Genomic DNA, 24,509 nt, shown 5'->3' with positions numbered 1-24,509 from the left:
CAGGTATGCACTGCCGGCAGTGTCACGCCGATCTCGAAAGACCGGGCGACTACTGTCTGGTCTGTCACACTGCCAACTGCGACGGGGTCGTCGCCGACTTCGACCGGGAGGCCGCGACCCTCACCATGCTCGACGGCGAGGAGGTCCTCGGAGAGACGACGATCACGACCGTCCCCGAGACCGACGACGACGATCGGGCCACAGTCGTCGAACTCCGCAACTTCGCGGGGCGGGTCGCCGACGAGATTCAACGCAAGCGACCCGAAGCGGTGTTCGCCGCCGGCGACCGCGAGCCCATCCGGGAGACACGCAGCCAACTCCACTACGACTTTTTCCGCGTTCCCGACGACGACCCCGTGCAGGCGGTGCTCGACCGCCGAGGGAACCGCGCCCTCGAAGTGGTCGACATCCCGCCGCGGGAGAAGATCGGTGGCAGCCACTCGACGATCATCGGCGACCGCCGGGGCCGGAAGGCGATCAGCGTCGTCGCCGACCACCCCCACGTCAAGAAGATCATCCCCGGCCCGATCGACGCCGGCGGGATCGGTTCCCAGCAGGGCCTCCGGGCGAAGATCACCCGCGCCGACACCAACGGCAACGTCCGGATGCTGCTGCGGGACGGGTCGAGCGTTCAGGAGAACCGACTGGTGACAACGGCGATGGACCTCGAATCCGGCGAGCGGGTGCGGACGGATCTCAACGACGCGCTGGCGGAAGCCGATCTGCAGTAGCCCGCCGGCGAGTCGACGGCCGGACGACTGCAAGGCGCTGGCACGGTCGGGTCGACACAACAGCTTTTTACGGACTCTGGCAGTAGACGCTGCTACTATGGCCGACAACAAGGCACGCTCGACCGGCAGCGCCGGCCGCTTCGGCGCACGCTACGGACGAGTCTCACGCAAGCGGGTCAAAGAGATCGAAGCCGACATGCAGAACGCCGAGGTCGACGGCGACAGCGTCAAACGCGTCGGCACCGGCATCTGGGTCAACGAGGAGACGGGCGAGACGTTCACCGGCGGGGCCTACAAGCCCGAGACGCCGGGTGGTCGACAGGTCCGCCGGTCGATCCGCGCGGCGCTGGCCGAAGACGAATAGATGAGCTACAAGTGTTCCCGCTGTAAGCGCGACGTGACACTCGACGAGTACGGCGGCGTCCGCTGTCCCTACTGCGGCCACCGCGTCCTGCTGAAGGAACGCGGCGGCGGCGTCAAGGAAGTCTCGGTCGAGTAACCCGGTGTCACACCCCCACACGGCCGTGCTGCGGTTCGACTATCCTTCTGCTGCCGATGCGGCGCTCGTCGCCCGGAGTATCAGCGTCGAAGCCGGCCAACTCGACGACGACCGCTCGACGGTCGACGTCGACCGGACGGGCGCGACCGTCGGCGTCGAAGTTGCGGCCGCCGATCAGATCGCCCTGCGGGCGGGGCTCAACAGCTGGCTGCGGTACGTCTCGGTCGCCGAGCAGGTCGCCGGCTGTGAGGCCGAACGAGGCCCTTAGCGGCCGACTGACCGCCGGTGAGACCGGCGGATCGAATTGCGGGGGTTTTTGCGTGTGGCGACCAATTCCGGAGGTATGCAGGGTAATCTGCCGCCGGAAGCCCAAGAGAAGCTCGAAACGCTCCAAGATCTGCAGGAGACCGCTCAGAACGTCGCCCAGCAGAAACAGCAGACCGAAACCTCGCTGAACGACACCGAGACGGCCCTCGAGGCCCTTGATGGCGTCGACGCCGACTCGGTTATGTACCGCGAGGTCGGCGAGCTGCTGATCGAGACGGACTACGACGAGGCCGAATCCCAGCTCGAAGAGAAACAGGAGAACCTCGAAGTCCGCGTCGAGCAGCTCACCAAACAGGAAGAGCGCGTCCAGGAACGCTTCGAGAAGCTCCAGGACGAGCTCCAAGAGATGCTCAGCGGTGCGGGCGGCCCCGGCGGCCCGCAGGGTCCCGGCGGCGCAGGCGCCTAAATGTCGGCGCCGACTGACGAAACGGTCGTCCAGACCGCCGCCGAGGCCGCCGAAGGCCTCGTGTTCGCCCGGTTCGCGAACAGCGCGGTCACGGACCTCGATATCACCGTCGGCTTCGAGGACGGCGTCCTCGACGTCGACGTCTACCTGAACACCGTCGACGACGCCGACGCCGATCCCGAGGCGGTCGCCCACGAGGCGATCGAGGCCGCCGAGGACGCCGTCGACGACCTGTTCGCCTGAACAGCCGTCCTCGTTCAGGCAGTTCCGAGCCGACGAGTGGCAACGCCGGGTGGGACCGACCGGTCGACTCCCGACGAGTGACAAAGAGCGACACAGTAATGCAATATCAGTTGTCTATATCTTCACGATCGATGATAGAGCAGTACCTTGGGTCGGTCAGAGGGGTGTATCTGCTCGTGTTTCTCGGTGCGGCGGTGGTCTGTTTCGGTGCCGTGGGTGGCTCCCGGGCGATCGACCACCCGGACGTCCGTCGGGGGTTGGGGTCGCTGTTGGTTCTCAGCGGCGTCTGGTCGTTGCTGACCGCGCTCCAGCTGCTCGTCGACGGTCGGGTGGCAGTGCGACTGCTCGAACAGGGCGGGTTGATCGTCGGGATCACGACCGTCTTCGCGTGGCTGGCGTTCGCCTCGGCGTACGCCGGCCACCAGTACCACCGGCGGCGGTCGCTGCAGCTCACCGCCGCCGGCGTGCTCGGGACCGTTTTTCTGGTCAAGCTCACCAACCCGATCCACGGACTCTACTTCAGCGTCGCGCGAACCACCGAGCCGTTCGCCCACTGGATGGTCGAATACGGGGCGATCCACTGGTTCGTCAGCGGCTTCGCCTACACGGCGGCGGTCATCGGCTTCGTCTGGCTGTTCGATTCGTTCAAACGGGGGGACTCGCGGCCGACACTGCTGTACGCGCTGGTCGTCGTCACCGCGCTGCCGCTGGTGCCTGCAGTGCTCTCGGAGTACGCAGCGCTGCTGTTGACGATCAACTACGAGCCGCTGGGGGTGGCGGTGTTCGCGGTCGGCGTGCTGTTCTACGCCCGCACCGAGTTCGCCAACCACAGCTCGCCCGGCCAGACCGTCCTCGCCGACAGCCTCTCCGGTGGGGGGCTCGTCCTCGACGAGTCGGGGATCGTGATCGACGCCAACGAGCAGGCTGCCGACATCCTCGGGGAATCGACGATCCCTCGCGTGCCGATCGGCGACGTCGACGCCGAACTCGCCGCTATCGAGCCGGGCGAGACCGTCCACCGTCGCTACACCGTCGGCGGCCGCCAGCGGCGCTACGAGGTCGAGCGCTCGCAGGTCGCGGGGTCGCTGATCGCCGCGGAGATCATCACGTTCACCGACGTCACGCGGACGCTGCGGCTCGAATCGCTCGTCGGTCTCTACCGGGAACTTACCGAAGCACTGGTCGAGGGAACCGAACCCGACGAACTGATCGGCCGGATCCCCGAGTCGGTCGCCGAGATCGACGCCTACGAACTCGTCTGGCTCACCCCCGTCACCGAGGCCGATGGCGGCACGACGGGTCGACAGTCGACCGAGCGGCGGCCGGACGAGGGCACCGGCGTCTCGGGGGTGGCTGCCGGCGCGGCCACCGCCTACGCCGCCTGGGCCTCGACCGCCGCCAGCACGGCCGAACCCGTTGTGGCGGCCGCACAGCAGGGCGACCACCGCCACGCTCACGCCGCCGACACCGACGCGGCGTGGGGCAGCGAGGCTGCCAGCCGTGGTCTCACCGAGTGTGTTGCGGTGCCGATGACGCTCGGCGACGAGCGCTACGTCCTCGGGGTGTACACGGCCGCCCCCGAGGGGTTTGCCGCCGCCGAACGGGAGATCCTCGCCGAACTCGGCGACCGGATCCCGCAGGCCGTCGACGCCATCGAAGCCCACGCGGAGGCCCTCAAATACGAGGAGGCGATCGAACACGCCGGGGTGGCGATCAGCATCACCGACGCCGAGGGCGTCATCCAGTACGTCAATCCGGCCTTCGAGGAGTTGACCGGCTACACGGCCGACGAGGCCGTCGGCTCGAACCACCGCATCCTGAAGTCCGGCGAGATGAGCGAGGCCCACTACGAGGAGCTGTGGGAGACGATCACCGACGGCGAGATCTTCGAAGAGCGGGCAATCAACCGCTCGAAGGACGGCGACCGCTATATCCTCCAGCAGACGATCTCGCCGGTCATCGGACCGGATGGCGACCCCGAGGCGTTCGTCGGTATCCAGTTCGATATCACCGACAAGATCCTCCGGGAACAGCGGCTCTCGGTACTCAACCGGGTGCTGCGGCACAACCTCCGGACGAGCGTCAACGTCATCGCCGGCAACACGACGGTGCTCGAAGACCGCCTCCGGGAGCGGAACGCGGGGGAGCTCCCGGCGTCGCTGGCGGAACCGCTGGCGGCGATCAGCGAGCGCGTCGACCACGTCGAGTCCCAGTCGGAGGCCGCCCGCGAGATCGAGCGCATCCTCGCCGACGACGAGACCGGCCGAAGCTGGGTCGACATCGAGACGGTGGTGTCGGCGGCCGCCGAAGCCGCCGCCACCCACGGCGCGGCCCTCGACATCGAGGCCAGCGAGGCGGTCTGCGACCAGCGGGTCGACGTCGAGCTCGTCGGGATCGCCGAAGAGCTCGTCGAGAACGCGATCGTCCACCACGACAGCGAGCCATCGGCAGTCGACCTCCGGCTGTCGGTCACCCAGTCGAACGACGACGTGACACTCAGCGTCGAAGACGACGGACCGGGGCTCTCCGAGCAGGAGCTCGTCGTCGTCAAAGACGGGGACGAAGCGCCGCTCCGCCACGGCAGCGGCTTGGGGCTGTGGAAAGTCAACTGGCTGGCGATCTCCTGTGGCGGCTCGATCAGCGCCACCACCAGCGAGGCGGGGACGACGATCCGCGTCCAGCTGCCGCTCCGGGGGCGATCGCCGGTAGAGCAGACCGGCGGCTAACACGTGATCGCGGGTGTCGACGACCGGCCGCTACTTGGCGATCGATTTCAGGTGGTCGACCGTCGGGACGTACCAGCCCCGCGTCACGGCGACGACACGCACGGTAACGGTCACGGCGGCACACGCGACTGCAGCGCCGCCGTCTATCGCGCCGAGGGTGTCGACGAGCCAGTAGGCGCAGCCACCCAGCACGGCACAACTCGCGTAGAAATCGTCGAACAGGATAAACGGGGCGCGATCGAGGAGGATATCCGCGAACGCGCCGCCACCGACGGCGTTGATCGTAGCGATCGCAACCACGCCGAACGCGGAGAACCCGGCCCCGGTGGCGACGATCGCACCGGTCGTGGCGAACGCCGCGAGCCCGATCGCATCCGAGACGACGGTAATCCCGTGTTCGTCGGGAGCCCGCAAACTCACACTCAGGACGACCGCTAACCCGGCCCCGAAGAGCCCCAACCCGATCTCGGTCGGGGACTGAAACACGAGCGGGACACGACTCACGAGCAGATCACGGGTAACGCCGCCGACAAAGGCAGTTGCCAACCCGACGACCACGATCCCGAAGAGGTCGAACTCCTCGCGGTCGCCTTGGCCGAGCCGACGAGTGCGAACGCGACCAACCCGATCGTGTTCATCACGAGAAACGGATCGCCGAACAGCGCCGCCCAGAGCTGCCGGATCATGGCGTTCGATCGCCGAGACCGGCGTCTCGGGGGACGTGACTCGGTGTCGTGCGGCTCTGTCTCTCGGGTGTCTCGTACATAGGATCGGCGGGGGAATCGATGTCGACCTACTCGCAGATGTCGACGAAGTTCTCGAAGACTTCCTCGCCCTCTTCGGTGTGAATGACCTCGGGGTGCCACTGGACGCCGTAGAGATCGCGGTCGGTGTCGCTCATCGCCTCGACGCCACAGACGTCCGAGGTCCCGGTGTGGGTAAAGCCCTCAGGAACGGTTTTGACCTCGTCGGCGTGGCTGGCCCAGACGCGCGTCTCGGGGGCCAGCGAGCCGATCAGTGGATCGTCCTCGTCGAGGATTTCGACGGTGACGTCGGCGTAGCCGCCGTAGTCGCCCGAGCCGACGGTGCCGCCGAGTTCGTTGGCGATGAGTTGCATGCCGAGACAGATCCCGAGCACGGGCACGTCGCGGTCGAGGTACGCCGCCGAGCGGCCGATGCGGTCCATATCGGGACCACCGGAGAGGACGATGCCGTCGGCTTCGACGTCATCGGGGTCGACGTCGTTGTCGATGAGGTCGGTGTCGACGCCGAGATCCCGGAGGGCGCGGTGCTCCAGATGCGTAAACTGCCCGTGGTTGTCGATTACGACGATGCGGGTCATGGGCGATGTTGGATGGTGGGGCTCAAAAGCGAACCGGATCGGGGTCGAAATGTGCGCGTTCGTGCAATAGATCGGGGCGACCGAGCGGTCAGTCGACCGCGAGCCGTTCGGCCCGTACCTCCTCGACGTACTCCAGAAAGTTGTCGAACAGCCGTTTGGCCTCGCAGGCCGCCGCGTAGTTCTCCTCGGTGATGCCGTCGAGCACCTGCTGGAGGCGCTCGGCCGATAGCTCGTCGTCCTTGCTGGCGGCGATTGATTCGGCGGTCGACCGGTCGTACTCGGGATGGAACTGGACGCCGAAGACCCGGCCCTTGCGGAAGCCGTGGATCCCGTACTCGTTTTCGGCGAACACCGTCGCCCCGGGAGGTTTCCGGGTGACGTGATCCGAGTGTGTGGTGAACACCGTCAGGTCGTCGGGTGCGCCGGCGAGCAGTCGGTTCGTGCCGTCCTGAGACACCGTCCGGTAGCCGATCTCGTAGTCGCCCATCGCCCGGACGCTGCCGCCCAGCACGTCCGCGAGCAGTTGGTGGCCGAAACAGACACCCAGCGCCGGCAGCCCCGCCCGGACCGCCTCACCGACCCACGACTTGAGGTCGCCGATCCACGGCTCGTCCCAGTAGACCGAGGCCGCCGAACCGGTGACGACGAAGCCGTCGTACCCGAAATCCGGGGGGAACGCACCCGACGGCGCGTGGAAGGTCTCGATCTCGGCGTCGAGTTCGCGGTGGAAGTTCCGCCGGGTGTCGACGGCCTTGTGGGCCGCGTTCAGGAGGGCGATCCGTGGCCGACCCATCAGTCGGCCTCCAGCGACGGCGGCCGGTCGACGGCAGCGCGGAGCCGGTCGGCGTACTCCAATCGCAGCGACCGGGCTTCGGATGGGGTGACCGCCCCCGTCCCGACGAGTTCGCGGGCGATCGGCTCGTAGGCCTCGACGTCGAACCCCATCCGGTCGAGGTAGGCCCGTAGCCGGGGGTCGCCGAGCCCGTCGTCGATGGCAGTGTCGACGTAGTCGCGGAGGGCATCGAACTCTGGGAGGACGATCTCCGCCTCACCCACCTCGCCGGTCGACCCCTCGATCCGGACGTCGGTCCCATCGAGCCGGCCGACGAGGTCCGCGATCGTCTCGGATAGCCGAAGGACCTCGCCGGGGAGGGTGGCGTCCGGCGACCGCCACTCGACGGTGCTGAACGTCTCCCGGAGCTGGACGGGCGTCCAGACCGCACTCTCGGGATCGAACGCCGCCTCGACGGCCGCCGGGTCGACGCCGGCGTCGGCGGCCAGCCCTGCGAACTCGTCGTAGCGGGCTTCGAGGCGGTCGGTCCACTCGTCGCGGTCGTCGGCGTAGGGCCACAGCCGCCCCTGATGGTCGACGTCGGCGTAGGCCAGCCGGCGGTAGAGCTCCGAGCGGGCCCCGGCCGCCAGCGGCCGGCCCCGGAAGTGGGGCGCGGAGTTGACCAACGCGAGGGCCGGGTCCAGCGCGATTAACGTGTTGAGCTGGTCGATCGCCGCTCCCGGCTGCTGTTCGACGTGGATGTGGGTGCCCGCACAGTGGCGGACGTACTGGAACGAGTCGCCGATCACGCGGTTCTGGATCCGGGTCCGGTCGCTCGGCAGTTCGGCGATCGTCTCGTGGTTCAGCGGCGTCGACAGCGGGACCAGCCGCTTGCCGTGCTCGTCGGCCCGCTGGCAGACGGCCCGGAGCCGGCCGAACAGCTCCGAACGGAGTTCGGCGGTCGACTCACACGGCGATGTCTTGATCTCCAACAGCGGGGCGACGAACTCCCGTTCGACCCCCGGCGACGCTCCGACGAGTTCGCCGGGGTCAGTCAGGTGCCCCGCCTCGTCGACCACCCAGTATTCGATCTCGATGCTCCGCCGTACCGGTGTGTCGTGTCCTGTCACAGCTCTGGATTCTCGCGTGTGTGTGCATGCTCGGTGCTGTCGACCGGGGCAGTCGGGCGGTGGCCCGCTGCCGGGAACTCCCGACGGCTCTGCCGCCGGATCGCTCCGCAGGATACGTTTCGTGAGAGTTATTCACAGACATGCGTCACAGGCAGCATACAATAACTAAAATCTAATGACAAATGTCTCAATACAACCTTATATACTGGACGATCGGGCACCAAACGGCGCGGTTGCGGACGTCGACGCCACCACGCCGGTCGGCAGTTACGCCGCGGCCGCGGTCGACAGCGGGGAGACACGCGAGTAGGCGTCGGCTACCAGCGTCTCGGCGGGGCGAGCGCTGTCAGTAGGCGTCGGCTACCGGTCGGAGCGTTCGCTGGCGGACTGGAATCCGAACTCCTGTTGTTCGGCCGCGCGTCGCGTCTCGCGTTCGGCAACCGCCTCGGGGTCGGGTTCGGCGTCGTCGTCGACCCGCGCAAACGAGTTGTGAACCTTGGCGTGACACCACCGACACAGCGAGACGGTGATCTCGTGGCTCGTCCCCTCGCCGTCTGGATACGAGAGGTGGTGTGCTTCGAGCAGCGGTCGACGCTCGTCGTGCGCGATGCGGACTTCTTCGAGCCCACAGCGCTCGCATTCCCGCTCGTTCGTCGTCGACCGGTAGTGTCGACAGTCGGACCACGCGCCCTCGGCGCCGACGTGGCAGGCGTAGCCGTCGGCCCGCCGTTCGGCCGCAAACTCGGGGTCGACGCCCGCGTGGGCGAGCGCGAGCCGACACCGGCCGTCGTCGGTGAGGTGGTCACAGACCCCGGCGATCTCGTAGGGGTCGTCGACGCCGACGGGCGTCCCATCCGGCGTGCGCTCCATACCCACGCCTCGGACCCCCATATATAAATAGTGGCCGCCTAATCCGACGCTGTGCGCCTCGTACACCGCTCGGCTGGGGACGCCGTATCCGAACACATCCTTGCCACCGAGATAAAAACCGCCGACTCGTTTTTGGCTCGGACGCGTGGGCTCATGTTCCGGCGGTCGATCCCCGACGACTACGCGCTCGTGTTCCGGTTCGACGAGCCGGCCTCGCGGGACCTCCACATGCTGTTCGTCCCTTTCGCCATCGACGCCGTCTGGCTGGTCGACGGTGAAGTCACCGCCGTCGAGCGACTCCGGCCGTGGCTCGGGCTCGGCAAGGCCACCGCCGACACCGTCGTCGAGCTGCCGGCGGGCGCGGCCACCGACGTCGAGCCGGGCGATGAAGTCGCGGTGGTCGACGGGTAGCCGGCGCGAACGGGAGGCGGCAGCTTTATTTCCCTGTATGTGTGAACAATTGGTACAATGGAGCACGCAGACTCCAGCGAGGATAGAGTAAGTCGGGGCAACCCGGCTGGCCGTGAAATCGACTGCTGAGGCACCTTTATTCGTGAATTCAACCAATACATCCGAGTTGTACAGTGACAACTCAACGCGATCGGCGATCCCTGCAGACGACGTACAGCTGTTAGACACCACGCTCCGGGACGGCGAACAGGCTCCCGGCGTCTCGCTGACCCCCGAGGAGAAAGTCGAGATCGCAGAAGCCCTCGATGCCGCAGGCATGGACGTCATCGAGGCCGGCAGCGCCTGTACCTCCGAGGGCGAACGCGAGTGTATCCGCCGGGTGACCGACCTCGACCTCGACGCGACGGTCACGAGCTTCGCTCGCGGCATCAAGTCCGACATCGACCACGCGCTGGCCTGCGACGTCGACGGCGTCACCATCGTCGTCCCCTCGTCGGACAAACACATCGAGACCAAGGTCGGCTCGACCCGCGAGGCCGTCATCGAGAAGTCGGTCGAACTCGTCGAGTACGCGCTGGACAACGACCTGTGGGTCGAACTGCTCGGCGAGGACGGCTCGCGGGCCGATCCCGACTTTCTGGTCGACCTCTCGGAAGCGGGCCGCGAGGCCGGCGCCGACAGGTTCTGTTACGCCGACACCGTCGGCCACGCGAGCCCGGAACACACCTACGAGATGGTCTCCCGACTCGCCGAGCTGGGGCCGACGAGCGTCCACACCCACGACGATCTCGGTTTCGGGATGACAAACGCCCACGCCGGGCTCAAAGCCGGAGCCGATTTCGTCCACGGAACGGTCAACGGGATCGGCGAGCGCGCGGGCAACGTCGCCATCGAGGAGGTCGCCATCGCACTCTCCCACAGCTACGGGATCGAGACGCTCAATCTCCCCGCCGTCTACGAGTTGGCGACCACCGTCAGCCACAACACGGGGATCCCACTCGCGCCGAACAAGGCCGTCATCGGCCAGAACACCTTCACTCACGAGAGCGGCATCCACACCGACGGCACCCTCAAAGACAGCGCGATGTACGAGCCCTACCCGCCGGAGACGGTGGGCCGCGAACGCCGGCTCGTCCTCGGCAAACACGCCGGCCGCGCGGGTGTCGAATCCGCACTCGCCGAACACTCGGTCGACGTCACCGACGACGAACTCGCCCAGATCGTCGAACGCGTCAAATCCCTCGGCGAGCGCGGCAAACGTGTCACCGACGCCGACCTGCTGGCGATCGCCGAGGACGTCCAGGATCGGGATCGCGAGCGGTTCGTCGAACTCCTGACGCTGACGACCGCCAGCGGCGGCGACGTGCCGACCGCGAGCGTCAAACTCCGGGTCGGCGACGAGGAGCGTGTCGCCGCCGGGACGGGCTCGGGCCCGGTCGACGCCGCAGTCAAGGCGGTCCGCGAGGCGCTGGGTCCCGGCGCGGACGCCGATCTGGACTCTTTCCACGTCGACGCCATCACCGGCGGCACCGATGCCGTGGTCACCGTCGAGGTGGCGATGACTCGCGGGGACCGCTCGGTGACCGTCGCCGCGAGCGACGCCGACATCACCCGCGCATCGGTCGACGCGATGGTGGATGCGCTGGACCGCCTGCTGGCGGCGGCCCCGCCCGAACAGCCGGTCGCCGACGACTGAACCCATCGAACTACCACCAGTGAATCGAGGGGTGCCGAATCCGCATATATAAATCACATAACCCAGTACTGCCGCTGTGGCGTACGTCGTCGAGATCAAACCCTCCGCCCGCAAGCGCAACGCTGACGTCGGCCGGGCGGTCAACCGCGAGGGCACCACCCGTCGCTTCGAGAGCCGCCGAGCCGCCGAAGCGTGGGCCGACGAGCTCACTGGCGGCGGCTGCGACAACGTCTGGATCAAGGCCGCCCATCCCGCCGATCAGTCGGCCGTCGACGGCTACCTCGTCTCCCGGAACGCCCGTGGCGAACTGGAACGGGCCTACGACAAACGCCGGCGTCGACTGCGCGGCGGCGACCGGAGTCGACAGCAGGGGCTCGACGATCCGGATGTGTGACTTCGTTAGTTGGCGACTACGTATATATCGACGAGCGGCGTTGGGGGGAGAAGAGGTCGTTTCGCTCACTGATTCAAATCTCTCGGCCGCCGTTCACGCCGACACAGGTCGCGGCGCGATGAAACGCGCCGCTACGTGGTTGGTGTCGGCGAGAAGCGCCGAGGGGGAGATTTGAACTCCCGAGTCCGAATGGACAGTAGATTTCGAATCTACCGCCTTGGCCAGGCTAGGCTACCTCGGCTTGCATCCATACATGTGGCGTTATCGGGTTAAAAGATTCCGGTCGACGGAGACGCTGTGATGCGGTTTCATCACAAATTCATCGCGCGGTGACGGTCGGTCGCTACTCGGCGGCGACCGGCTCGGCGATCGCGCCGAGTTCTTCTGGGCTGAGTTCGACGATCCCGTCGGCGGTGATCTCGGTCGACCCCGAAACTGGGGTAAACGCCAGCTCGTAGGTGTGCCAGTCGCCGAATCGGGCCGTGGGATCGAGGATCTCGGCCTCGGAAAACCCCGCGTCGGCCTCGGTGACGACCACCTTCGGCGCGGTGGCCCGCGGCGTCGACCGCGGTTCGAGTTCGAGCTCGTAGGTGTGCCAGTCGCCGAAGCGCGCGGTCACGTCGAGAATCTCGCCCTCGCGGAAGCCACCGATCGATTCGGTGAGTTTGTAGGACTGTTTCATTACAGGTAGTGGTACCGGCCGAAGACGTAAAAAGTATTTTTTGAATGAACAATCACGGTGTTGTATGATCAACCTCTAGAGATTGTACTATCCGGTAATTACCCGGTCGGAACCCCGTAGAATGGTCGACAGCGAGTGATCGACGTGGGTGTTTTTGGTGTCGGCCGTCCCCGATTAGGTATGTACGAGACGATCACCGCCGAGGAGTTCCGTGACCGGCTCGATGCCGGCGAGTCGTCGACCGTCGTCGACACTCGCGCCGCCGAGAGCTTCGAGAGCTGGCGGCTCGCGGACTCGATCCAGTACTTCTACAAACCGTTCCACGAGTTCGATCTCGCCGACTTCGAGACCGAAACCGGGCTCGGACCCGGGGACGCTATCGTGACGATGTGTGCGAAAGGCAAGGCCTCGGACGATCTCGCCGCGGAGTTGGCCGAGGCGGGCTACGAAAACGTCGCGGTCGTCGAGGACGGAATGCGGGCGTGGAGCGCGGTCTACGACCACACACACATCGAGTACGACGACTTTGCGGTCGTCCAACTCCAGCGACGGGCCAAGGGTTGTCTGGGCTACGTCGTCGCCAGCGAGGGGGAAGCCGCCGTCGTCGACGCCACCCGCCACACCGACGAGTTCCGCGAGGCCGCGGACGAACTGGACGCCGAGATCGTCGCCGTCTTCGACACCCACGTCCACGCCGACCACATCTCCGGCGGCCGCGAGTTGGCCGGCGAGTTAGGCGTTCCCTACTACCTCGGTGCGGGGGCCACCGACCGGTCGGTAGACTACGACTACCGGCCGCTTGCTCCCAACGAAGTCGTTCAGGTGGGTGGGGTCGACGTCAAGGCCCTCGCCACCCCCGGCCACACTTCCGAGATGGTGAGCATCTGGTCGGCCACGAGGCCGTGCTGACGGGCGACACGATCTTTATCGACTCCGTCGGCCGGACCGAACTCCAGTTCGGCGACGGCGATGCGGCAACAGGTGCGGAGCTGTTGTACGACTCGCTGCACCGCACCCTGTTGGCCGAACCGGAGTCGGTGACGGTGCTGCCGGGCCACTTCACCGTCAACAACGACGGCACGACCCCGATCACACCGGGCGAACCGGTCGACGCCACCGTGGGCATGCTCCGGTCGGGACTGGAGCTGTTGGCGGCCGACCGCGCCTCGTTCGTCGACACGCTCACCGAGCGGCTCCCGGAGAAACCCCCGAACTACGAGCGGATCATCGGGATCAACAGGGGCGAGGAGTCGGTCGAAGACCGGATCGAGGCGATCGAACTCGAACTCGGGCCGAACCGGTGTGCGGCTGACGTCGACGCCGACTGAGCTACCCGTCGCTCTCCAGCCAGTCGACCGCGCAGTGGTCGGCCACCAGTGCGGCGGCCCGATCGTACGGCGACGCGTCGGCTCCCGCCCGCTCGGGCCGCCGTCGACCCGCGGTATCGTAGACGCTACGTAGAAATGCGTCCCGCAGCCCGCCGTTCTCGAAGAGACCGTGGAGATAACAGCCTACCACGTCGCCGCGGCAGGCTCCGAGGGCCGCCGTCGACTCCCCGTCGCGGGCGAACGGCGTCCCGACCGGCGCGGTCGACTCGGTGTCCCCCATGTGGATCTCGTAGCCGTCGACGGGACCCTCGGCTCCCGCGAACGGTCCCACGCCATCGAGATCGAGGGTGGCCTCGACCACCCGCTTGTCCTCGCTGAAGGTGGTCTCGACCGGCAGGAGGCCGAGACCTGAGAGCGTCGACGTCCCCTCGGGGAGGTCGGTGCCCTCGATATCGGCCCGATGGATCCGTTCGCCGAGCATCTGGTAGCCGCCACAGAGGCCGACGACCGGCCCGTCGAACGTCCGGAGTCGGTCGTCGAGGCCAGCCTCTTGGATCGCCAGCAGGTCGTCGACCGTGTTCTTCGTGCCGGGGATCACGACCGCGTCGACGCCGCCGAGATCGGCCGACAGCGGCAAGTATTCGACGCGGACGCCGGCCTCGGCGGCCAGCGGTTCGAGGTCGGTCATGTTCGAGGCGCGCGGCAAACGGGGGACGCCGACGGTGACCGTCCGGGCGGCGTCGACGCCGTCGTCGTCGCCGACGGTCGCGCGCTCGTCGACCGCCGGCAGCGCGAGGCTGTCCTCCTCGGGGAGCCCCGGATCGTCGTACGGCAGCACCCCGAGGACGTCGACGCCGGTCCGGTTCTCGAACTCCCGGAGTCCGGACTCGAGCAACGAGAGATCGCCGCGGAACTTGGTGATGATCACCCCGCGGACCTGCCCGCGGAGATCGTCGGGCATCAGTTCGAGGGTGCCGACGAGCGAGGCGAAGACGCCGCCGCGTTCGATGTCGGCGACCAGCACGATTTCGGCGTCGGCAAAGCGGGCGGTCTCGACGTTGGCCAGATCCCGGTGCTGGAGGTTGATCTCGGCGATCGAGCCCGCGCCCTCGGCGATGATCATCTCGCGGTCCGCAGCGAGTCGGTCGTGGGCTGCTTCGGCGGCCTCGCGGGCCGTCTCCCAATGATCCTCGTAGTAGCTACCGGCCTCGAAGTGGCCGACGGCTTGTCCGTCGACCACGAGTTGCGACTCGCCGCTCCCCCGCGGTTTGAGCAACACGGGGTTGTGGTCGGTCGACGCCGCGACGCCTGCGGCGCGGGCTTGGACGTACTGGGAGACGCCGATCTCGCCGTACGGATCCCCGGCCGCATGCGCCGTCGACCGCGGCACCGCCCGCGCGTTGTTGCTCATGTTCTGGGCTTTGAACGGGGCGACCGACACCCCGCGGTCGGCCAGCAGTCGACACAGCCCCGCGGCGACGGTGCTTTTGCCGACGTGGGAGGCGGTGCCGGCGACGAGGATCGTCCGGGCCATTCAGTACTCGGTGCCGCGGCGGGCGCGCTGGCCGGCGTCGATCGGGTGTTTCTCCTTGCCGACGTGGGTGACCAGATCGGCGTGGTCGACGAGGTAGTCGGGATCGGTGTGGCTGCCCGTGATCACGAGTTCGAGGTCGTCGGGTTTGGTCTCGACCAACTCGACGACTGCTTCGGGGTCGACCAGTTCGCGGTCGGCCGCATACAGCAGTTCGTCGAGGATCAGCATGTGGAGGCCGTCCTCCGGTGGGGCGTCGAGATCGAGCGGTTCGGTGAGGTCGGCGTCGCCCGCCGCGGCGATCAGTTCCTCGGCGCGCTCGAAGCCGGCCTCGGCGTCGGCCGCGTGGTCGACGTCCTCGCTCCCATCAGCCATCCCATGCCAGCCGTAGTGACCCGTGTTCTCGTAGGAGAAGCCGGGCATCGCGGCGATAGCGTTGTACTCGCCGCGGACGGCCTCGACGCTGTCGGCACCGCCCTTCATGAACTGCAGCATATGGACCCGGAAGCCGTGGCCGGCGGCGCGGAACCCCATCCCCATCGCCGCGGTGGTTTTGCCCTTGCCGTCGCCCCAGAACAGTTGGACGAGGCCGAACTCCTCGGGGGCGGCGGGATCGATCGGTCGGGCCTCGGGGGTGACGCCACCGCCGGGCGTGTTCCAGCCGAGGGCATCGCGGTCTGTGTCGGTCATCATCCGTGTGTCGGCCCGCATGGCTATGTCGGTTGTGTTCGGCCGAGTCGAAAGCCACAGGGTCCCCGGCGGCCGTTCTATGGATATGACACAGCGATCCGAGACCGCCCGCGCGGTCGGCGTCCTCGTGAGCCACTCCCCAGACGGGGTTCAGAAGTACACCGCCCGCGTGGCCTGCGAGGACAGCGAGATCGCGGCCGTCGACGCCGGCGCGCTCGAAGCCTTCTTCGAGGTCGACGAAGGCGGGCCGGGAAGCCGGTTCGTCCGCGCCCGTGCCGTCGACATGACCGGCGAGGCCCGCCACATCGACGAACCCACAGCCCTCTTCGAGGTCCGGTTTTCCGAGCCGGTCGAACTGCAGTCGATCCGACTGACCTTCGAGACAATCGTCGACCACGCCGGCGAACGGGTGCCCGACGAGGCCCTGCGGTTCGACGCCATCGAGTGATCGCAGGCATCGAACGCCTTTTGAGACGCCGAGCGAAAGACGGGATATGAAGCTACTCGTCGTCGGTGCCGGGGAGATGGGGCGGTGGGTCGCCGACACCGTCGACGCCGCAGTCGCCTTCACCGATGCCGACGCCGACGTCGCCGCCGATGCCGCCGCCGCCCGGGAGGCCCGCCGGGTGCCGACGACCACCGACGAGTTCTTTGAGGTGGTCTGTCTCGCCGTCCCGATGTCGGCGGTCGAGGAGGCGGTCGACCAGTACGCCCCCCTCGCGACTGAGGCCATCTTCGACGTTTCGGGCGTGATGGCCGACCCAATCGATGCGATGGAGGTCCACGCCTCCGATCTCGAACGGGCGAGTTTTCATCCGCTGTTTGCCCCGCCGCGGGTCCCCGGCAACGTCGCGGTCGTCACCGGCGAGGACGGGCCCCACCTCCAGCAAGTCCGCGAGGCCATGACTGACGCCGGCAACACGGTCTTCGAGACGACCCCCGAGGAACACGATTCGGCGATGGAGACGGTGCAGGCGGGGGCCCATACCGCGGTGTTGGCCTACGCGTTGGCTGCCGACTCGGTCCGCGAGGAGTTCGCCACGCCGGTCTCCGAGCGGCTCGAAGCCGTGGCGACGACCGTCACCGAAGGCGATCCCGCGGTCTACGCCGAGATCCAGTCGACGTTCGACGGCGCGGAGTCGGTCGCCGATGCCGCCCGGACGATCGCCGAGGCCGACGACACACAGTTCGCCGAACTTTACAACGAGGCCAAGGACGCGTTGAGCGTCGACGGCCGGGAGCGCCACGAGTGATCGACCGCCAGTCGGTCCGGGACAACGCGAAGTACCTCCAGTCGGTCCGCCCCATCGACCCCGAAGAGATCTGCGAGTACATCGACGGCCAACCCCACCCCGCAGTCGTCAAACAGACGCTCCGTGAGGAGGCCTTCGACCTCGGCCTCGTCGAACAGGAAGACGGGACGTTCGTCCCGGTCGAGGAGGAGCCGGTCGACTACCGTCGCTGGAACCCCGAAGCGTTCCCCGAGGCCTACAGTTTCGCCCTCGAAGACCAGTTAGTGAAACGCTACGGCGCGAACTGGCACCGCGGCGAGTCGGGGCGGGAGCTTAGAGAGCGCATAACCCAGTTAAAGGAAGACTACTTCGGCGGAGCAGACGTCGAGTACGACGAGACGGCCGCCCTCGGCTACGCGATCTACCACCTACCGGACTACTACGCCGCGATCGGCTACGTCCTCGACCTGCTGACCGAGCGCGGCCTGCTCGACCGGACCCTCCGCGTGCTGGATGTCGGGGCCGGATCGGGCGGCCCCGCCCTCGGGTTCCACGACTACCTGTTCGGCAGCGGCGAGCGGGCCGACCCTACCGCAGCGCTGGTCGACTACCACGCCGTCGAGCCGAGCGCGTCAGCGGACGTGCTCGACTCGATGCTCGGCGAAACGACGCGGAACTTCCACACCACGATCCACCGGTCGACGATCGAGGCGTATCTCGATGATCAAGAGGCCGACGACGAGCCGGCCGAGGCGTTCGACCTGATCTGTTTCGGCAACGTCCTCAGCGAACTCGACGACCCTGTCGCAGTTGTCGACGCCGCTTTCGATCTGCTGGCCGACGACGGAACCGTGCTGGCGCTCGAACCGGCGGATCTCGACACCGCCACCGGGCTCCGGGCGATCGAGCGCGCGGTCGCCTCACCCGAGAGCGACGTGACGATCTACGCGCCGACGCTCCGGCTCTGGGACGGGCAGGCCCCCGACGACCGCGGCTGGTCGTTCGATGTCCGGGACGACATCGCGGAGCCGCCGTTCCAGCACCGCCTTGCGGAGGGCCAGTCGACCGACGAGGGCGAGACCGATTCCGGCGCGTTCGTCAACGTCGACGTCCAGTTCGCCTACAGCCTGCTGCGGACCGACGGCGAACGCCGGTTTCCGGTCCGCGCGAACCGGAAGCGACACGCACCGCTGTCGACGATGGACGACCACGTCACCGACCGGATCAACCTGCTGGCGGTCAAACTCAGCCACAACCTCAGCGAGGGCGACAATCCCCTGTTTCTGGTCGGCGACGGCAGCCAACAAGTCGACCACTACGCCGTCCTCACCCGGGAGTCGGGGCTCAACCGCGATCTCGCGGCCGCGCCCTACGGCGCAGTCTTGGAATTCGAGAACGTCTTGGCCCTCTGGAACGACGACGAGGGGGCGTACAATCTGGTCGTCGACGCCGAAACCGTGGTCGACGCGGTTGCGGGCTACTGATCGCCGACGGTCGCCGCCGACGAACGGTAGCGGTCGACGAGGAAGACGACGAGCGCGACCGCCACGGCGACGACGGCGACCCAGCGATCGGCCGAGACGTACCAGCCGGGGGTCGGCGGTCGCCACGGCGGCAGCGGGAAGAGGTATTTGTTCGTCAGCATCAGCCCGTCGGCGTACCGCTGGGGGAGGTCGACGACGAGATGCGAGCACGCACCGGCGAACAGCAGCAGGAAGCCGCGACGCTGGTGGCTGGGCCGGGTGAACAGCAGTGCACCGATCGCCGAGAGTACTACTGCGCCGCCGATCGAGTTGATCCCGGCCCACTCGAAGGGGACCCCCGTGGCGGCCGTAATGAACTCGTCCGAGACTACGAGATCGAGGCGGTCGAGATCCGGGAGGATCGAGCCGACGACGCCGACGGCGATCCACCGGCCGTCGAGCCAGTCGACGGCCCACCCCGCGACCGTGAACAGGGCGTAGGCGAGACAGACGTGGCTCACCCATTCGGCCATCAGCGATCACCCCGTGGGACGAACCCGCCTCGGGGGTCGACCCGCCAGTACCACAGGAAGCCGGCGGCGGCGAGCAGCCCGCCGAGCAGCGAGGCCGCGTAGACGTACCGGAAGTCGGCCCCGTTTCGGTAGTCGACCACGACTGCGTCGGCCCGTACCACCGTCGATTCCTCGGCGAGTGCGCCGTCGACCTGCACTGCGGCCCCGGGGTCGACCGCATCGATGGTCGGCTCGGGGACCGATTCGACGGTGAATCGACGTTCGGGATCCTCGCCGGCGACGATCTCCACGGACTGACTGGCCGCGTCGACCGTCACCACCCGTCCAAACAAGAACACCTGCTGGCCGTCGTATGCGCCCGGATCGGCGGCGATCGCCTCGACATCCGGGGATGCCCAGCGATCGGCCCCCGCATACACCACACAGAGCCCGATGGCCGCAGACAGCAGCAGACAGACGGCAGCGAGCCGGGAGATTCGGTTCATTCGTGTGTTATGATCGAATCCAGTGAGACCTGTATAAATGGCTGTGTTTCGTCGGGCACGCCGATAAGATCGTCCGCAGGTTCTTAGCCCGTCGACGCCCTATAGGAGATATGACCACAGCGAACGCGACCTTCGGCGGCGGCTGCTTCTGGTGTATCGAAGCCCCGTTCAAGGAGTTGGCCGGCGTCCACGAGGTCACTGCCGGCTACGCCGGCGGCGACACGCCCGACCCGAGCTACCGAGCGGTCTGTTCGGGTACCACGGGCCACGCCGAGGTCGTCCAGATCGAGTACGATCCCGACGAAATCGAGTACGTCGACCTGCTGGAAGTGTTGTTTACGGTTCACGACCCGACCCAACTCAACCGGCAGGGGCCGGATGTCGGCACCCAGTACCGGTCGATCGTGCTCACCCACGACGACGAGCAACGCCAGCAGGCCGAGGCGTTCATCGAAGAACTGGAACGCGAGGGCGTCTACGACGACGAGATCGTCACCGAGGTCGAACCGCTGGAGACGTTCTACGAGGCCGAGGCCAAACATCAGGACTTCTACGAACGGAACCCCACCCAGTCGTACTGCTCGTTCCACATTCCGCCGAAACTCGACAAGGTACGGGAACAGTTCGCCGACCGGCTCAAAAACCAGCCGGTTCACTGACCGGCGGGCCACCGACGGCCGTCAGTCGGCCGTCGACGCCGGCTGTCGGCCCGTCGCAGCCAGCCGTCGGACGGCCGGCAAGGCGACCACGGCGATCGTGATTTCGAGCGCGCCGACCACGAGAAATGCCGTCAGGTAGTCGGTCGACGCGCCGACGACGCCGCCGATCAGAAACCCCGCGAGGAAGCCCAGACTCCCGAAGACGTTGAAGCCGCCCATCGCCACCCCGCGTTCGGCAGGGTCGACCAGATCCGTGACGAGTGCCATCGTCGCCGGCGCGACGAACGCCCCCGCGACGCCGACCAGCACCATCAGTCCCATCGCGACCTCGACCCGCGAGGCCAGTCCGACCGCGATGATCGAGATCCCGTAGCCGACCGAGCCGGCGACCACGGGGAGAAAGCGGCCGATCCGATCCGACAGCGACCCCAGCGGATACTGGAGCAGCGCGAACGGGAGGAAGAACAGTGCCAGCGCGATGCCGACGCCCGCAGCATCGAGCCCGAAGGCGTCGCCGAAGTAGAAGACGCCCACGAGCGAAAAGAAGCCCGCCGTCAGCCGGTCGACGAAGCCGAAGGCGAAAGGGACCCCGAGAGCCGGGCGGCTCCGGAGGGTGTCGACGGCAGCCTCGAGGCCACGGCGGTCAGCGGCCGACGAGGAACCCTCGGCGGCCGTCTCGTCGACCGTCGCGGCCACCAGCCCCGCCGCCGCCAGCACGGCCGCGCCGGCGTAGACCGGGGCGAACGGCGAGAGCGCCGAAATTTGGCCGCCGGCAACCGAGCCGAGGGCCGCGCCGAGGCCGATAGCGATCCCGGCAGCGCCCATGTTCCGGCCGTTGCCGCCGGTCAGATCCATCAGCATCGTGATCCCCAGCGAGAACGCGCCGATGGTGAACGCGCCGCCGAGAACCCGGACGACGAGCACGCCGGTGAAGCCGATCCCGAGAGCCGGCAGCGACGCCAACAGGAGGTAGCTCGCCGCGCCGCCCACCGCCCCGGCGACGACCAGCGGTGCGCGTCGACCCACGGCGTCGCTGGCCGCGCCCCAGACGACGGCACACGTAATGAACGCGCCGTACTCGGCGACGAGAAACCACATCCCGGCGCTGATGCCGCCCGGCGCGCCGAGGGCGACGATCAGCCCGTCGAGGCCTGGATACAACAGGACCTGTGAGACCAGCACGGCCCAGACGACGACCGCGAGCCGACTGCGAGCGCTGCCGGGGTGCCGAACCATCCTACTCGAGGGTCACGGTCGGCGTACTCAAAAAGGCCGTCTCGTAGCCCTCGTGGCGGGCGACCTGCGGCGGGGTCGTCATCTCGACGGTGAGCGTCTCCTCGCCGGTAAGCTCCGGTGCGGCCACGCCGTAGTGGAAGCCGAGGTCGGGGTCGAGGCCGGCCGCCAGCGGTTCGGCGAACCCGTCATCGGTGCTGGCTTCGAGGCCCATATCCGGGACGACAAACTCGTTGTAACGCGTCGCGGCGGTGACCGCGAGATACGGCCCGTCGAAGCGGTCGGCCTCGACGAGGCTCGCCCGGAACCGGATGTCGTCAGCCAGCGCCTCGCCCATCGCGGTCCCGCCGAGGTCGCCGACGGTGCCGGTCGGCGTCATCTCCATCTCCATCGGGTCGACCGCACCCGGCTCGCCCGCGTTGTCGTACTCGGTGAACCCGAGGTCGTTGCGGGCCGATTCGCTATATTCGAAGGTGATCTCGACGGACTCGGGTGCGTCGAGTCGCTCCTGAAACTCCCCGAACCGCTCGGCGGTGACGCCGCCGACGGTCACCGCAGCGGTGTAGATGCCGTCGCCGTCGAGGTGGTAGTTGTCGCCGTAGTGAAAGCCCATCCGCTGGGAGAGCATCGGGTAGATCGTCTCGCGTTCGTCGACGTTGTTGCCGCCGGTGACGGCGATGTCGACGCTGGAGACGGGGAGGACGACGCCAGTCGTGCCGTCCCAGACGGTGGCCATCAGGTGGACCGCGTCGTCGGATTCGACCTCGAAGAGCCGGGAGTCGTAGCCGTCGTCACCTCGGAACACCCGCCAGAAGCGATGGGGGTAGGTGTAGCTCAGGGCCACCCGTCGGCCGTCGCTCGTCGTTCCCATCCCGGCCATGGTCATCTGCTCGGTGTGGGTCGGCCAGTAGATCCCCTCGGGTCGCGGCTCGACCACCGGCGGCTCGCGGCCGTAGGTCGTCTCGGCGGCGGACTCGAAGGCCTCGACACAGCCCGCAGCCGAGGTCGTAATGCCCGCAGCGGCCGCTGCGAGAAACTGCCGTCTGTCCATGGCATTCCTTGGTACTCGGGGGTAATACGGATTCTGATCCGGAGATGGGGACCATCAGAACCCATTTTGCCGCCGGCCGACTACCGTGAGTATGGAGCTTCCGGGACCGAACGCCTCGCGCCGACGATTCCTCAAGGCGGCCCTCGCTGTCGGCGGGACCTCGGCGTTGTCGGCCTGTCTCGACCGGTTCGGTGACGAACCGATCCCACAGGGCGTCGACGACCCGACGACCCTCCCCGACCGCCAGTTCGCCTGGAACGACAGCCTGCCGCGGGACGACGGCGGCAACGTCGTCCTCCCCGAACAACACCTGTTTCTGTACCTCGACTACGACGGCGAGGCCGACGACGGGGTGCCAACCGCCGCCGACCGCGAAACCCTGGCGGCCGGCCTCCGGACCATCGAACGCGCCTTCGAGTGGAGCAACGAGGGCGTCGTCTTCGACCTGGGCTACTCGCCGGCCTACTTCGACCGCTTCGAGGCGTCGCTGCCCGACTCGGTTGATCTCCCCCCGCCCCGCCGGCTCACCCCGGTCGACACGCCGACGCTTGACGAGCAGGACGCCCTACTCCAGCTCGCTTCGGACCGGTCGGATGCCCTCCTAGAGATCGAGGAGACGCTGTTCGGCGACGACGCGCCGGGGACGCTCAACGGCGTCGAAATCGAGGGGCGGCTCGGCGACGTCTTCACGGTTGCGGACCGCCGGACCGGCTTCATCGGGCCGGGGCTTCCCGCGGCGAATCAGGGGGTCGGCGGGATTCCGGAGAACGGCCCCGTTCCCGAGGAGGCTCCCCTCTTCATGGGATTCAAAGCCGGCTTCGAGAAAAATCAGGCCAGCGAGGCGTCGGTGGCGATCGCCGAGGGCCCGTTCGCTGGCGGGACGACCAAACACGTCGCCCGGATCCGCCAGCAACTCGACAAGTGGTACGGCGAAAACAGCCACGACGAGATGGTCGCCAAACTGTTCAGCCCGCGACTCGCCGAGGACGGAGCAGTCGAGGGCGTGGGGGAGAACCTGGGCGACGACAGCGGGATCACCGACGAGATCTACGAGGCGGTCGACGGGACGGCCGCGGAGTTCGGACTGGTCGGCCACGCCGAGAAGGCCGCCCGTGGCAACCGCGACGCCGACGGCACCGTCCGGACCCTCCGGCGGCACGTCGAGTCGACCGACGATGACAACGCCAGCCTGCATTTCCCCTCCTACCAGCAGGGGATCGGCGAGTTCGAGGCGGTCCAGGAGGCGATGAACGGGACTGATCTCGTCGGCGACCATCCGGCAATCAACCCACGGGTCAAAAACGGGATCTTCCGCTACATCTTCGTCGAAAACCGAGGGAACTTCCTCGTGCCGCCGCGGTCGCTGCGGGCGTTTCCGACACCGACCGGCGCGCCGTAGCGTGGTCGGCTACAGGCTCGCGTCGATGGCGCTGCTCACGCTCTCGTACGTTGCGGCCCCCTCTAGGAGTTGGCCGTCGACGACCGCCGCGGGCGTACCGGGGACGCCACGGTCCTCGCCTTCGGTCTGGTCGGCCGCCAGCACCTCATCGTAGGTGCGGCCGTCGGCGTCGCTCAACACGCGGCAGGGGTCGGCACCGACCTCCTCGGCGACGTCGCCGATGACCTGCCAGGAGTACTCCGACTGGTTCTCGTAGGCCCCGCGGGCGAACTCGAAGAACGCCTCGTCGCCGAGCGACTCCTGGACGCTCCGGGCGGCGTTGGCCACCGGCTCGTTCCAGTCGCTGTTGACGACGAGGAGATCGAACCGGCGGAACCGGACGTCGTCGCCGGCGTACTCCTCTTCGAGGTCGACGAGGCCCCCCAGCGCAAAATCCGCACAGTGCGGGCAGGCGAAGTCCTCGAAGATGTCGACGGTGACCGTCGCGTCGTCGCTGCCGACGGTCGGCTGTGGCAGCTCCGCGACCGGCTCGCGGTCGGTTAGCTCACAGCTGTGGGAGGTGTCGGCGGCTCCCGAGTCGTCGCCGCCGAGACAGCCAGCCAGTCCGGTGCCGACCGCGATCGCGCCCGTCGCGGCGAGATACCGCCGTCGAGTCTGGTGCATACCGATTCATCGG

General features: G+C 67.7%; 28 protein-coding genes, 1 tRNA gene and 2 pseudogenes. 17 read left to right on the top strand and 14 right to left on the bottom strand.

Annotated features, from left to right (window positions below; all coding sequences use genetic code 11):
- Window positions 1–5: 5 nt before the first annotated feature.
- The 7 genes from NKJ34_RS07980 (at window position 6) to NKJ34_RS07950 (ending at window position 4,932) form a co-directional block, all read left to right on the top strand.
- The gene (locus NKJ34_RS07980) at window positions 6–731 is read left to right on the top strand and encodes a DUF2103 domain-containing protein (RefSeq protein WP_253737763.1); all 726 of its coding nucleotides are present in this window, start codon (window positions 6–8) and stop codon (window positions 729–731) included.
- Between the two features lie 97 nt (window positions 732–828).
- Window positions 829–1,095, top strand: a complete 267-nt coding sequence (locus tag NKJ34_RS07975) for an eL43 family ribosomal protein (protein ID WP_253737762.1) — start codon at window positions 829–831, stop codon at window positions 1,093–1,095.
- Complete coding sequence (locus tag NKJ34_RS07970) at window positions 1,096–1,230, top strand: DNA-directed RNA polymerase subunit P (RefSeq protein ID WP_253737761.1); 135 nt, start codon at window positions 1,096–1,098, stop codon at window positions 1,228–1,230.
- Window positions 1,231–1,234: 4 nt separating this feature from the next.
- Entirely contained in the window at window positions 1,235–1,498 is a 264-nt protein-coding gene (locus NKJ34_RS07965; protein WP_253737760.1) for a KEOPS complex subunit Pcc1, read from the top strand.
- A 75-nt stretch (window positions 1,499–1,573) separates the two neighbouring features.
- Entirely contained in the window at window positions 1,574–1,963 is a 390-nt protein-coding gene (locus tag NKJ34_RS07960) for a prefoldin subunit beta (RefSeq protein ID WP_253737759.1), read from the top strand.
- Window positions 1,964–2,206 (top strand): DUF3194 domain-containing protein, encoded by a 243-nt coding sequence (locus tag NKJ34_RS07955; RefSeq protein WP_253737758.1) that lies wholly within the window; start codon window positions 1,964–1,966, stop codon window positions 2,204–2,206. It begins immediately after the preceding gene.
- Window positions 2,207–2,337: 131 nt separating this feature from the next.
- Window positions 2,338–4,932 carry a PAS domain S-box protein gene (locus NKJ34_RS07950; RefSeq protein WP_253737757.1) on the top strand — a complete coding sequence of 865 codons (2,595 nt, stop codon included), beginning with the start codon at window positions 2,338–2,340 and terminating at the stop codon, window positions 4,930–4,932.
- Window positions 4,933–4,962: 30 nt separating this feature from the next.
- Here NKJ34_RS07950 and NKJ34_RS07945 read toward each other — a convergent pair.
- The 4 genes and pseudogenes from NKJ34_RS07945 to NKJ34_RS07930 all read right to left on the bottom strand — a co-directional run bounded on the left by NKJ34_RS07945 (window position 4,963) and on the right by NKJ34_RS07930 (window position 8,176).
- A pseudogene (locus NKJ34_RS07945) lies at window positions 4,963–5,618 on the bottom strand (trimeric intracellular cation channel family protein).
- Between the two features lie 107 nt (window positions 5,619–5,725).
- Entirely contained in the window at window positions 5,726–6,274 is a 549-nt protein-coding gene (locus tag NKJ34_RS07940) for a GMP synthase subunit A (RefSeq protein ID WP_253737756.1), read from the bottom strand.
- 88 nt (window positions 6,275–6,362) lie between these two features.
- The gene (locus tag NKJ34_RS07935) at window positions 6,363–7,067 is read right to left on the bottom strand and encodes a type 1 glutamine amidotransferase (RefSeq protein ID WP_253737755.1); all 705 of its coding nucleotides are present in this window, start codon (window positions 7,065–7,067) and stop codon (window positions 6,363–6,365) included.
- Window positions 7,067–8,176: a glutamate-cysteine ligase family protein gene (locus NKJ34_RS07930; protein WP_253737754.1), complete on the bottom strand. Its 1,110-nt coding sequence runs from the start codon at window positions 8,174–8,176 to the stop codon at window positions 7,067–7,069. The genes NKJ34_RS07935 and NKJ34_RS07930 overlap by 1 nt, the downstream gene beginning before the upstream one ends.
- Window positions 8,177–8,351: 175 nt before the next feature.
- Here NKJ34_RS07930 and NKJ34_RS15755 point away from each other — a divergent pair, with 175 nt between their 5' ends.
- On the top strand, window positions 8,352–8,486 hold the full coding sequence (locus NKJ34_RS15755; RefSeq protein ID WP_256488662.1) for a hypothetical protein: 135 nt from the start codon (window positions 8,352–8,354) through the stop codon (window positions 8,484–8,486).
- Window positions 8,487–8,536: 50 nt separating this feature from the next.
- On the opposite strand, the gene NKJ34_RS07925 is transcribed toward NKJ34_RS15755, so the two are convergent.
- A complete protein-coding gene (locus NKJ34_RS07925; RefSeq protein WP_253737753.1) occupies window positions 8,537–9,046 on the bottom strand; it encodes a DUF7097 family protein in 510 nt (169 codons plus the stop codon).
- Between the two features lie 51 nt (window positions 9,047–9,097).
- On the opposite strand from NKJ34_RS07925, the gene NKJ34_RS07920 reads away from it, so the two are divergent.
- From NKJ34_RS07920 to NKJ34_RS07910, 3 genes are all read left to right on the top strand, one after another.
- Complete coding sequence (locus tag NKJ34_RS07920; RefSeq protein WP_253737752.1) at window positions 9,098–9,457, top strand: DUF192 domain-containing protein; 360 nt, start codon at window positions 9,098–9,100, stop codon at window positions 9,455–9,457.
- A 166-nt stretch (window positions 9,458–9,623) separates the two neighbouring features.
- Entirely contained in the window at window positions 9,624–11,153 is a 1,530-nt protein-coding gene (locus NKJ34_RS07915) for a (R)-citramalate synthase (RefSeq protein WP_253737751.1), read from the top strand.
- Window positions 11,154–11,229: 76 nt separating this feature from the next.
- Window positions 11,230–11,547, top strand: coding sequence for a DUF8081 domain-containing protein (locus NKJ34_RS07910; protein ID WP_253737750.1), 318 nt, complete (start codon window positions 11,230–11,232; stop codon window positions 11,545–11,547).
- Between the two features lie 156 nt (window positions 11,548–11,703).
- Here NKJ34_RS07910 and NKJ34_RS07905 read toward each other — a convergent pair.
- Together NKJ34_RS07905 and NKJ34_RS07900 are read right to left on the bottom strand one after the other, a co-directional pair.
- Window positions 11,704–11,788, bottom strand: a tRNA-Ser gene (locus NKJ34_RS07905).
- Window positions 11,789–11,890: 102 nt separating this feature from the next.
- Complete coding sequence (locus NKJ34_RS07900) at window positions 11,891–12,229, bottom strand: hypothetical protein (RefSeq protein ID WP_253737749.1); 339 nt, start codon at window positions 12,227–12,229, stop codon at window positions 11,891–11,893.
- A gap of 180 nt (window positions 12,230–12,409) precedes the next feature.
- On the opposite strand from NKJ34_RS07900, the pseudogene NKJ34_RS07895 reads away from it, so the two are divergent.
- A pseudogene (locus NKJ34_RS07895) lies at window positions 12,410–13,557 on the top strand (MBL fold metallo-hydrolase).
- 1 nt (window position 13,558) lies between these two features.
- On the opposite strand, the gene NKJ34_RS07890 reads toward NKJ34_RS07895, so the two are convergent.
- On the bottom strand, window positions 13,559–15,091 hold the full coding sequence (locus tag NKJ34_RS07890; RefSeq protein WP_253737748.1) for a cobyric acid synthase: 1,533 nt from the start codon (window positions 15,089–15,091) through the stop codon (window positions 13,559–13,561).
- Entirely contained in the window at window positions 15,092–15,781 is a 690-nt protein-coding gene (locus NKJ34_RS07885; protein ID WP_425491807.1) for a cob(I)yrinic acid a,c-diamide adenosyltransferase, read from the bottom strand.
- A gap of 82 nt (window positions 15,782–15,863) precedes the next feature.
- On the opposite strand from NKJ34_RS07885, the gene NKJ34_RS07880 reads away from it, so the two are divergent.
- Genes NKJ34_RS07880 through NKJ34_RS07870 form a run of 3 tightly spaced genes read left to right on the top strand, consistent with a single transcriptional unit; the run spans window position 15,864 to window position 18,494 of the window.
- On the top strand, window positions 15,864–16,226 hold the full coding sequence (locus NKJ34_RS07880; RefSeq protein ID WP_253737746.1) for a hypothetical protein: 363 nt from the start codon (window positions 15,864–15,866) through the stop codon (window positions 16,224–16,226).
- Window positions 16,227–16,272: 46 nt separating this feature from the next.
- A complete protein-coding gene (locus tag NKJ34_RS07875) occupies window positions 16,273–17,031 on the top strand; it encodes a prephenate dehydrogenase/arogenate dehydrogenase family protein (RefSeq protein WP_253737745.1) in 759 nt (252 codons plus the stop codon).
- Entirely contained in the window at window positions 17,028–18,494 is a 1,467-nt protein-coding gene (locus NKJ34_RS07870) for a small ribosomal subunit Rsm22 family protein (RefSeq protein WP_253737744.1), read from the top strand. Before NKJ34_RS07875 ends, NKJ34_RS07870 begins: the two co-directional genes overlap by 4 nt.
- Here NKJ34_RS07870 and NKJ34_RS07865 read toward each other — a convergent pair.
- Window positions 18,488–19,006, bottom strand: coding sequence for a metal-dependent hydrolase (locus tag NKJ34_RS07865; RefSeq protein ID WP_253737743.1), 519 nt, complete (start codon window positions 19,004–19,006; stop codon window positions 18,488–18,490). The genes NKJ34_RS07870 and NKJ34_RS07865 overlap by 7 nt on opposite strands.
- On the bottom strand, window positions 19,006–19,491 hold the full coding sequence (locus tag NKJ34_RS07860; RefSeq protein ID WP_253737742.1) for an OB-like fold-containing membrane protein: 486 nt from the start codon (window positions 19,489–19,491) through the stop codon (window positions 19,006–19,008). Before NKJ34_RS07860 ends, NKJ34_RS07865 begins: the two co-directional genes overlap by 1 nt.
- Window positions 19,492–19,601: 110 nt before the next feature.
- Between NKJ34_RS07860 and msrA the strand changes: the two genes are divergently transcribed.
- Window positions 19,602–20,150, top strand: a complete 549-nt coding sequence (msrA, locus tag NKJ34_RS07855; protein ID WP_253737741.1) for a peptide-methionine (S)-S-oxide reductase MsrA — start codon at window positions 19,602–19,604, stop codon at window positions 20,148–20,150.
- A gap of 21 nt (window positions 20,151–20,171) precedes the next feature.
- Here msrA and NKJ34_RS07850 read toward each other — a convergent pair whose 3' ends face one another.
- A complete protein-coding gene (locus NKJ34_RS07850) occupies window positions 20,172–21,386 on the bottom strand; it encodes an MFS transporter (RefSeq protein ID WP_425491787.1) in 1,215 nt (404 codons plus the stop codon).
- A 1-nt stretch (window position 21,387) separates the two neighbouring features.
- Entirely contained in the window at window positions 21,388–22,434 is a 1,047-nt protein-coding gene (locus NKJ34_RS07845) for a DUF7350 domain-containing protein (protein WP_253737740.1), read from the bottom strand.
- A gap of 91 nt (window positions 22,435–22,525) precedes the next feature.
- On the opposite strand from NKJ34_RS07845, the gene NKJ34_RS07840 reads away from it, so the two are divergent.
- Complete coding sequence (locus NKJ34_RS07840) at window positions 22,526–23,833, top strand: DUF7405 family protein (RefSeq protein WP_253737739.1); 1,308 nt, start codon at window positions 22,526–22,528, stop codon at window positions 23,831–23,833.
- A gap of 9 nt (window positions 23,834–23,842) precedes the next feature.
- Here NKJ34_RS07840 and NKJ34_RS07835 read toward each other — a convergent pair whose 3' ends face one another.
- Complete coding sequence (locus NKJ34_RS07835) at window positions 23,843–24,496, bottom strand: DsbA family protein (protein WP_253737738.1); 654 nt, start codon at window positions 24,494–24,496, stop codon at window positions 23,843–23,845.
- Window positions 24,497–24,509 lie beyond the last annotated feature (13 nt).

The sequence above is a fragment of the Halohasta salina genome (assembly GCF_024178165.1).
In the GTDB taxonomy this organism is placed as follows: domain Archaea; phylum Halobacteriota; class Halobacteria; order Halobacteriales; family Haloferacaceae; genus Halohasta; species Halohasta salina.
Note: the sequence above shows the minus strand (reverse complement) of the source record. Positions and strands in the feature narration are given on the sequence as shown.

Coding starts and splice junctions, on each gene's coding strand:
- NKJ34_RS07980 (WP_253737763.1), top strand. CDS start 6: ATGCACTGCCGGCAGTGTCACGCCGATCTCGAAAGACCGGGCGACTAC.
- NKJ34_RS07975 (WP_253737762.1), top strand. CDS start 829: ATGGCCGACAACAAGGCACGCTCGACCGGCAGCGCCGGCCGCTTCGGC.
- NKJ34_RS07970 (WP_253737761.1), top strand. CDS start 1,096: ATGAGCTACAAGTGTTCCCGCTGTAAGCGCGACGTGACACTCGACGAG.
- NKJ34_RS07960 (WP_253737759.1), top strand. CDS start 1,574: ATGCAGGGTAATCTGCCGCCGGAAGCCCAAGAGAAGCTCGAAACGCTC.
- NKJ34_RS07955 (WP_253737758.1), top strand. CDS start 1,964: ATGTCGGCGCCGACTGACGAAACGGTCGTCCAGACCGCCGCCGAGGCC.
- NKJ34_RS07950 (WP_253737757.1), top strand. CDS start 2,338: ATGATAGAGCAGTACCTTGGGTCGGTCAGAGGGGTGTATCTGCTCGTG.
- NKJ34_RS07940 (WP_253737756.1), bottom strand. CDS start 6,274: ATGACCCGCATCGTCGTAATCGACAACCACGGGCAGTTTACGCATCTG.
- NKJ34_RS07935 (WP_253737755.1), bottom strand. CDS start 7,067: ATGGGTCGGCCACGGATCGCCCTCCTGAACGCGGCCCACAAGGCCGTC.
- NKJ34_RS15755 (WP_256488662.1), top strand. CDS start 8,352: ATGACAAATGTCTCAATACAACCTTATATACTGGACGATCGGGCACCA.
- NKJ34_RS07925 (WP_253737753.1), bottom strand. CDS start 9,046: ATGGAGCGCACGCCGGATGGGACGCCCGTCGGCGTCGACGACCCCTAC.
- NKJ34_RS07900 (WP_253737749.1), bottom strand. CDS start 12,229: ATGAAACAGTCCTACAAACTCACCGAATCGATCGGTGGCTTCCGCGAG.
- NKJ34_RS07890 (WP_253737748.1), bottom strand. CDS start 15,091: ATGGCCCGGACGATCCTCGTCGCCGGCACCGCCTCCCACGTCGGCAAA.
- NKJ34_RS07885 (WP_425491807.1), bottom strand. CDS start 15,781: ATGATGACCGACACAGACCGCGATGCCCTCGGCTGGAACACGCCCGGC.
- NKJ34_RS07880 (WP_253737746.1), top strand. CDS start 15,864: ATGACACAGCGATCCGAGACCGCCCGCGCGGTCGGCGTCCTCGTGAGC.
- NKJ34_RS07875 (WP_253737745.1), top strand. CDS start 16,273: ATGAAGCTACTCGTCGTCGGTGCCGGGGAGATGGGGCGGTGGGTCGCC.
- NKJ34_RS07865 (WP_253737743.1), bottom strand. CDS start 19,006: ATGGCCGAATGGGTGAGCCACGTCTGTCTCGCCTACGCCCTGTTCACG.
- NKJ34_RS07860 (WP_253737742.1), bottom strand. CDS start 19,491: ATGAACCGAATCTCCCGGCTCGCTGCCGTCTGTCTGCTGCTGTCTGCG.
- msrA (WP_253737741.1), top strand. CDS start 19,602: ATGACCACAGCGAACGCGACCTTCGGCGGCGGCTGCTTCTGGTGTATC.
- NKJ34_RS07850 (WP_425491787.1), bottom strand. CDS start 21,386: ATGGTTCGGCACCCCGGCAGCGCTCGCAGTCGGCTCGCGGTCGTCGTC.
- NKJ34_RS07845 (WP_253737740.1), bottom strand. CDS start 22,434: ATGGACAGACGGCAGTTTCTCGCAGCGGCCGCTGCGGGCATTACGACC.
- NKJ34_RS07840 (WP_253737739.1), top strand. CDS start 22,526: ATGGAGCTTCCGGGACCGAACGCCTCGCGCCGACGATTCCTCAAGGCG.
- NKJ34_RS07835 (WP_253737738.1), bottom strand. CDS start 24,496: ATGCACCAGACTCGACGGCGGTATCTCGCCGCGACGGGCGCGATCGCG.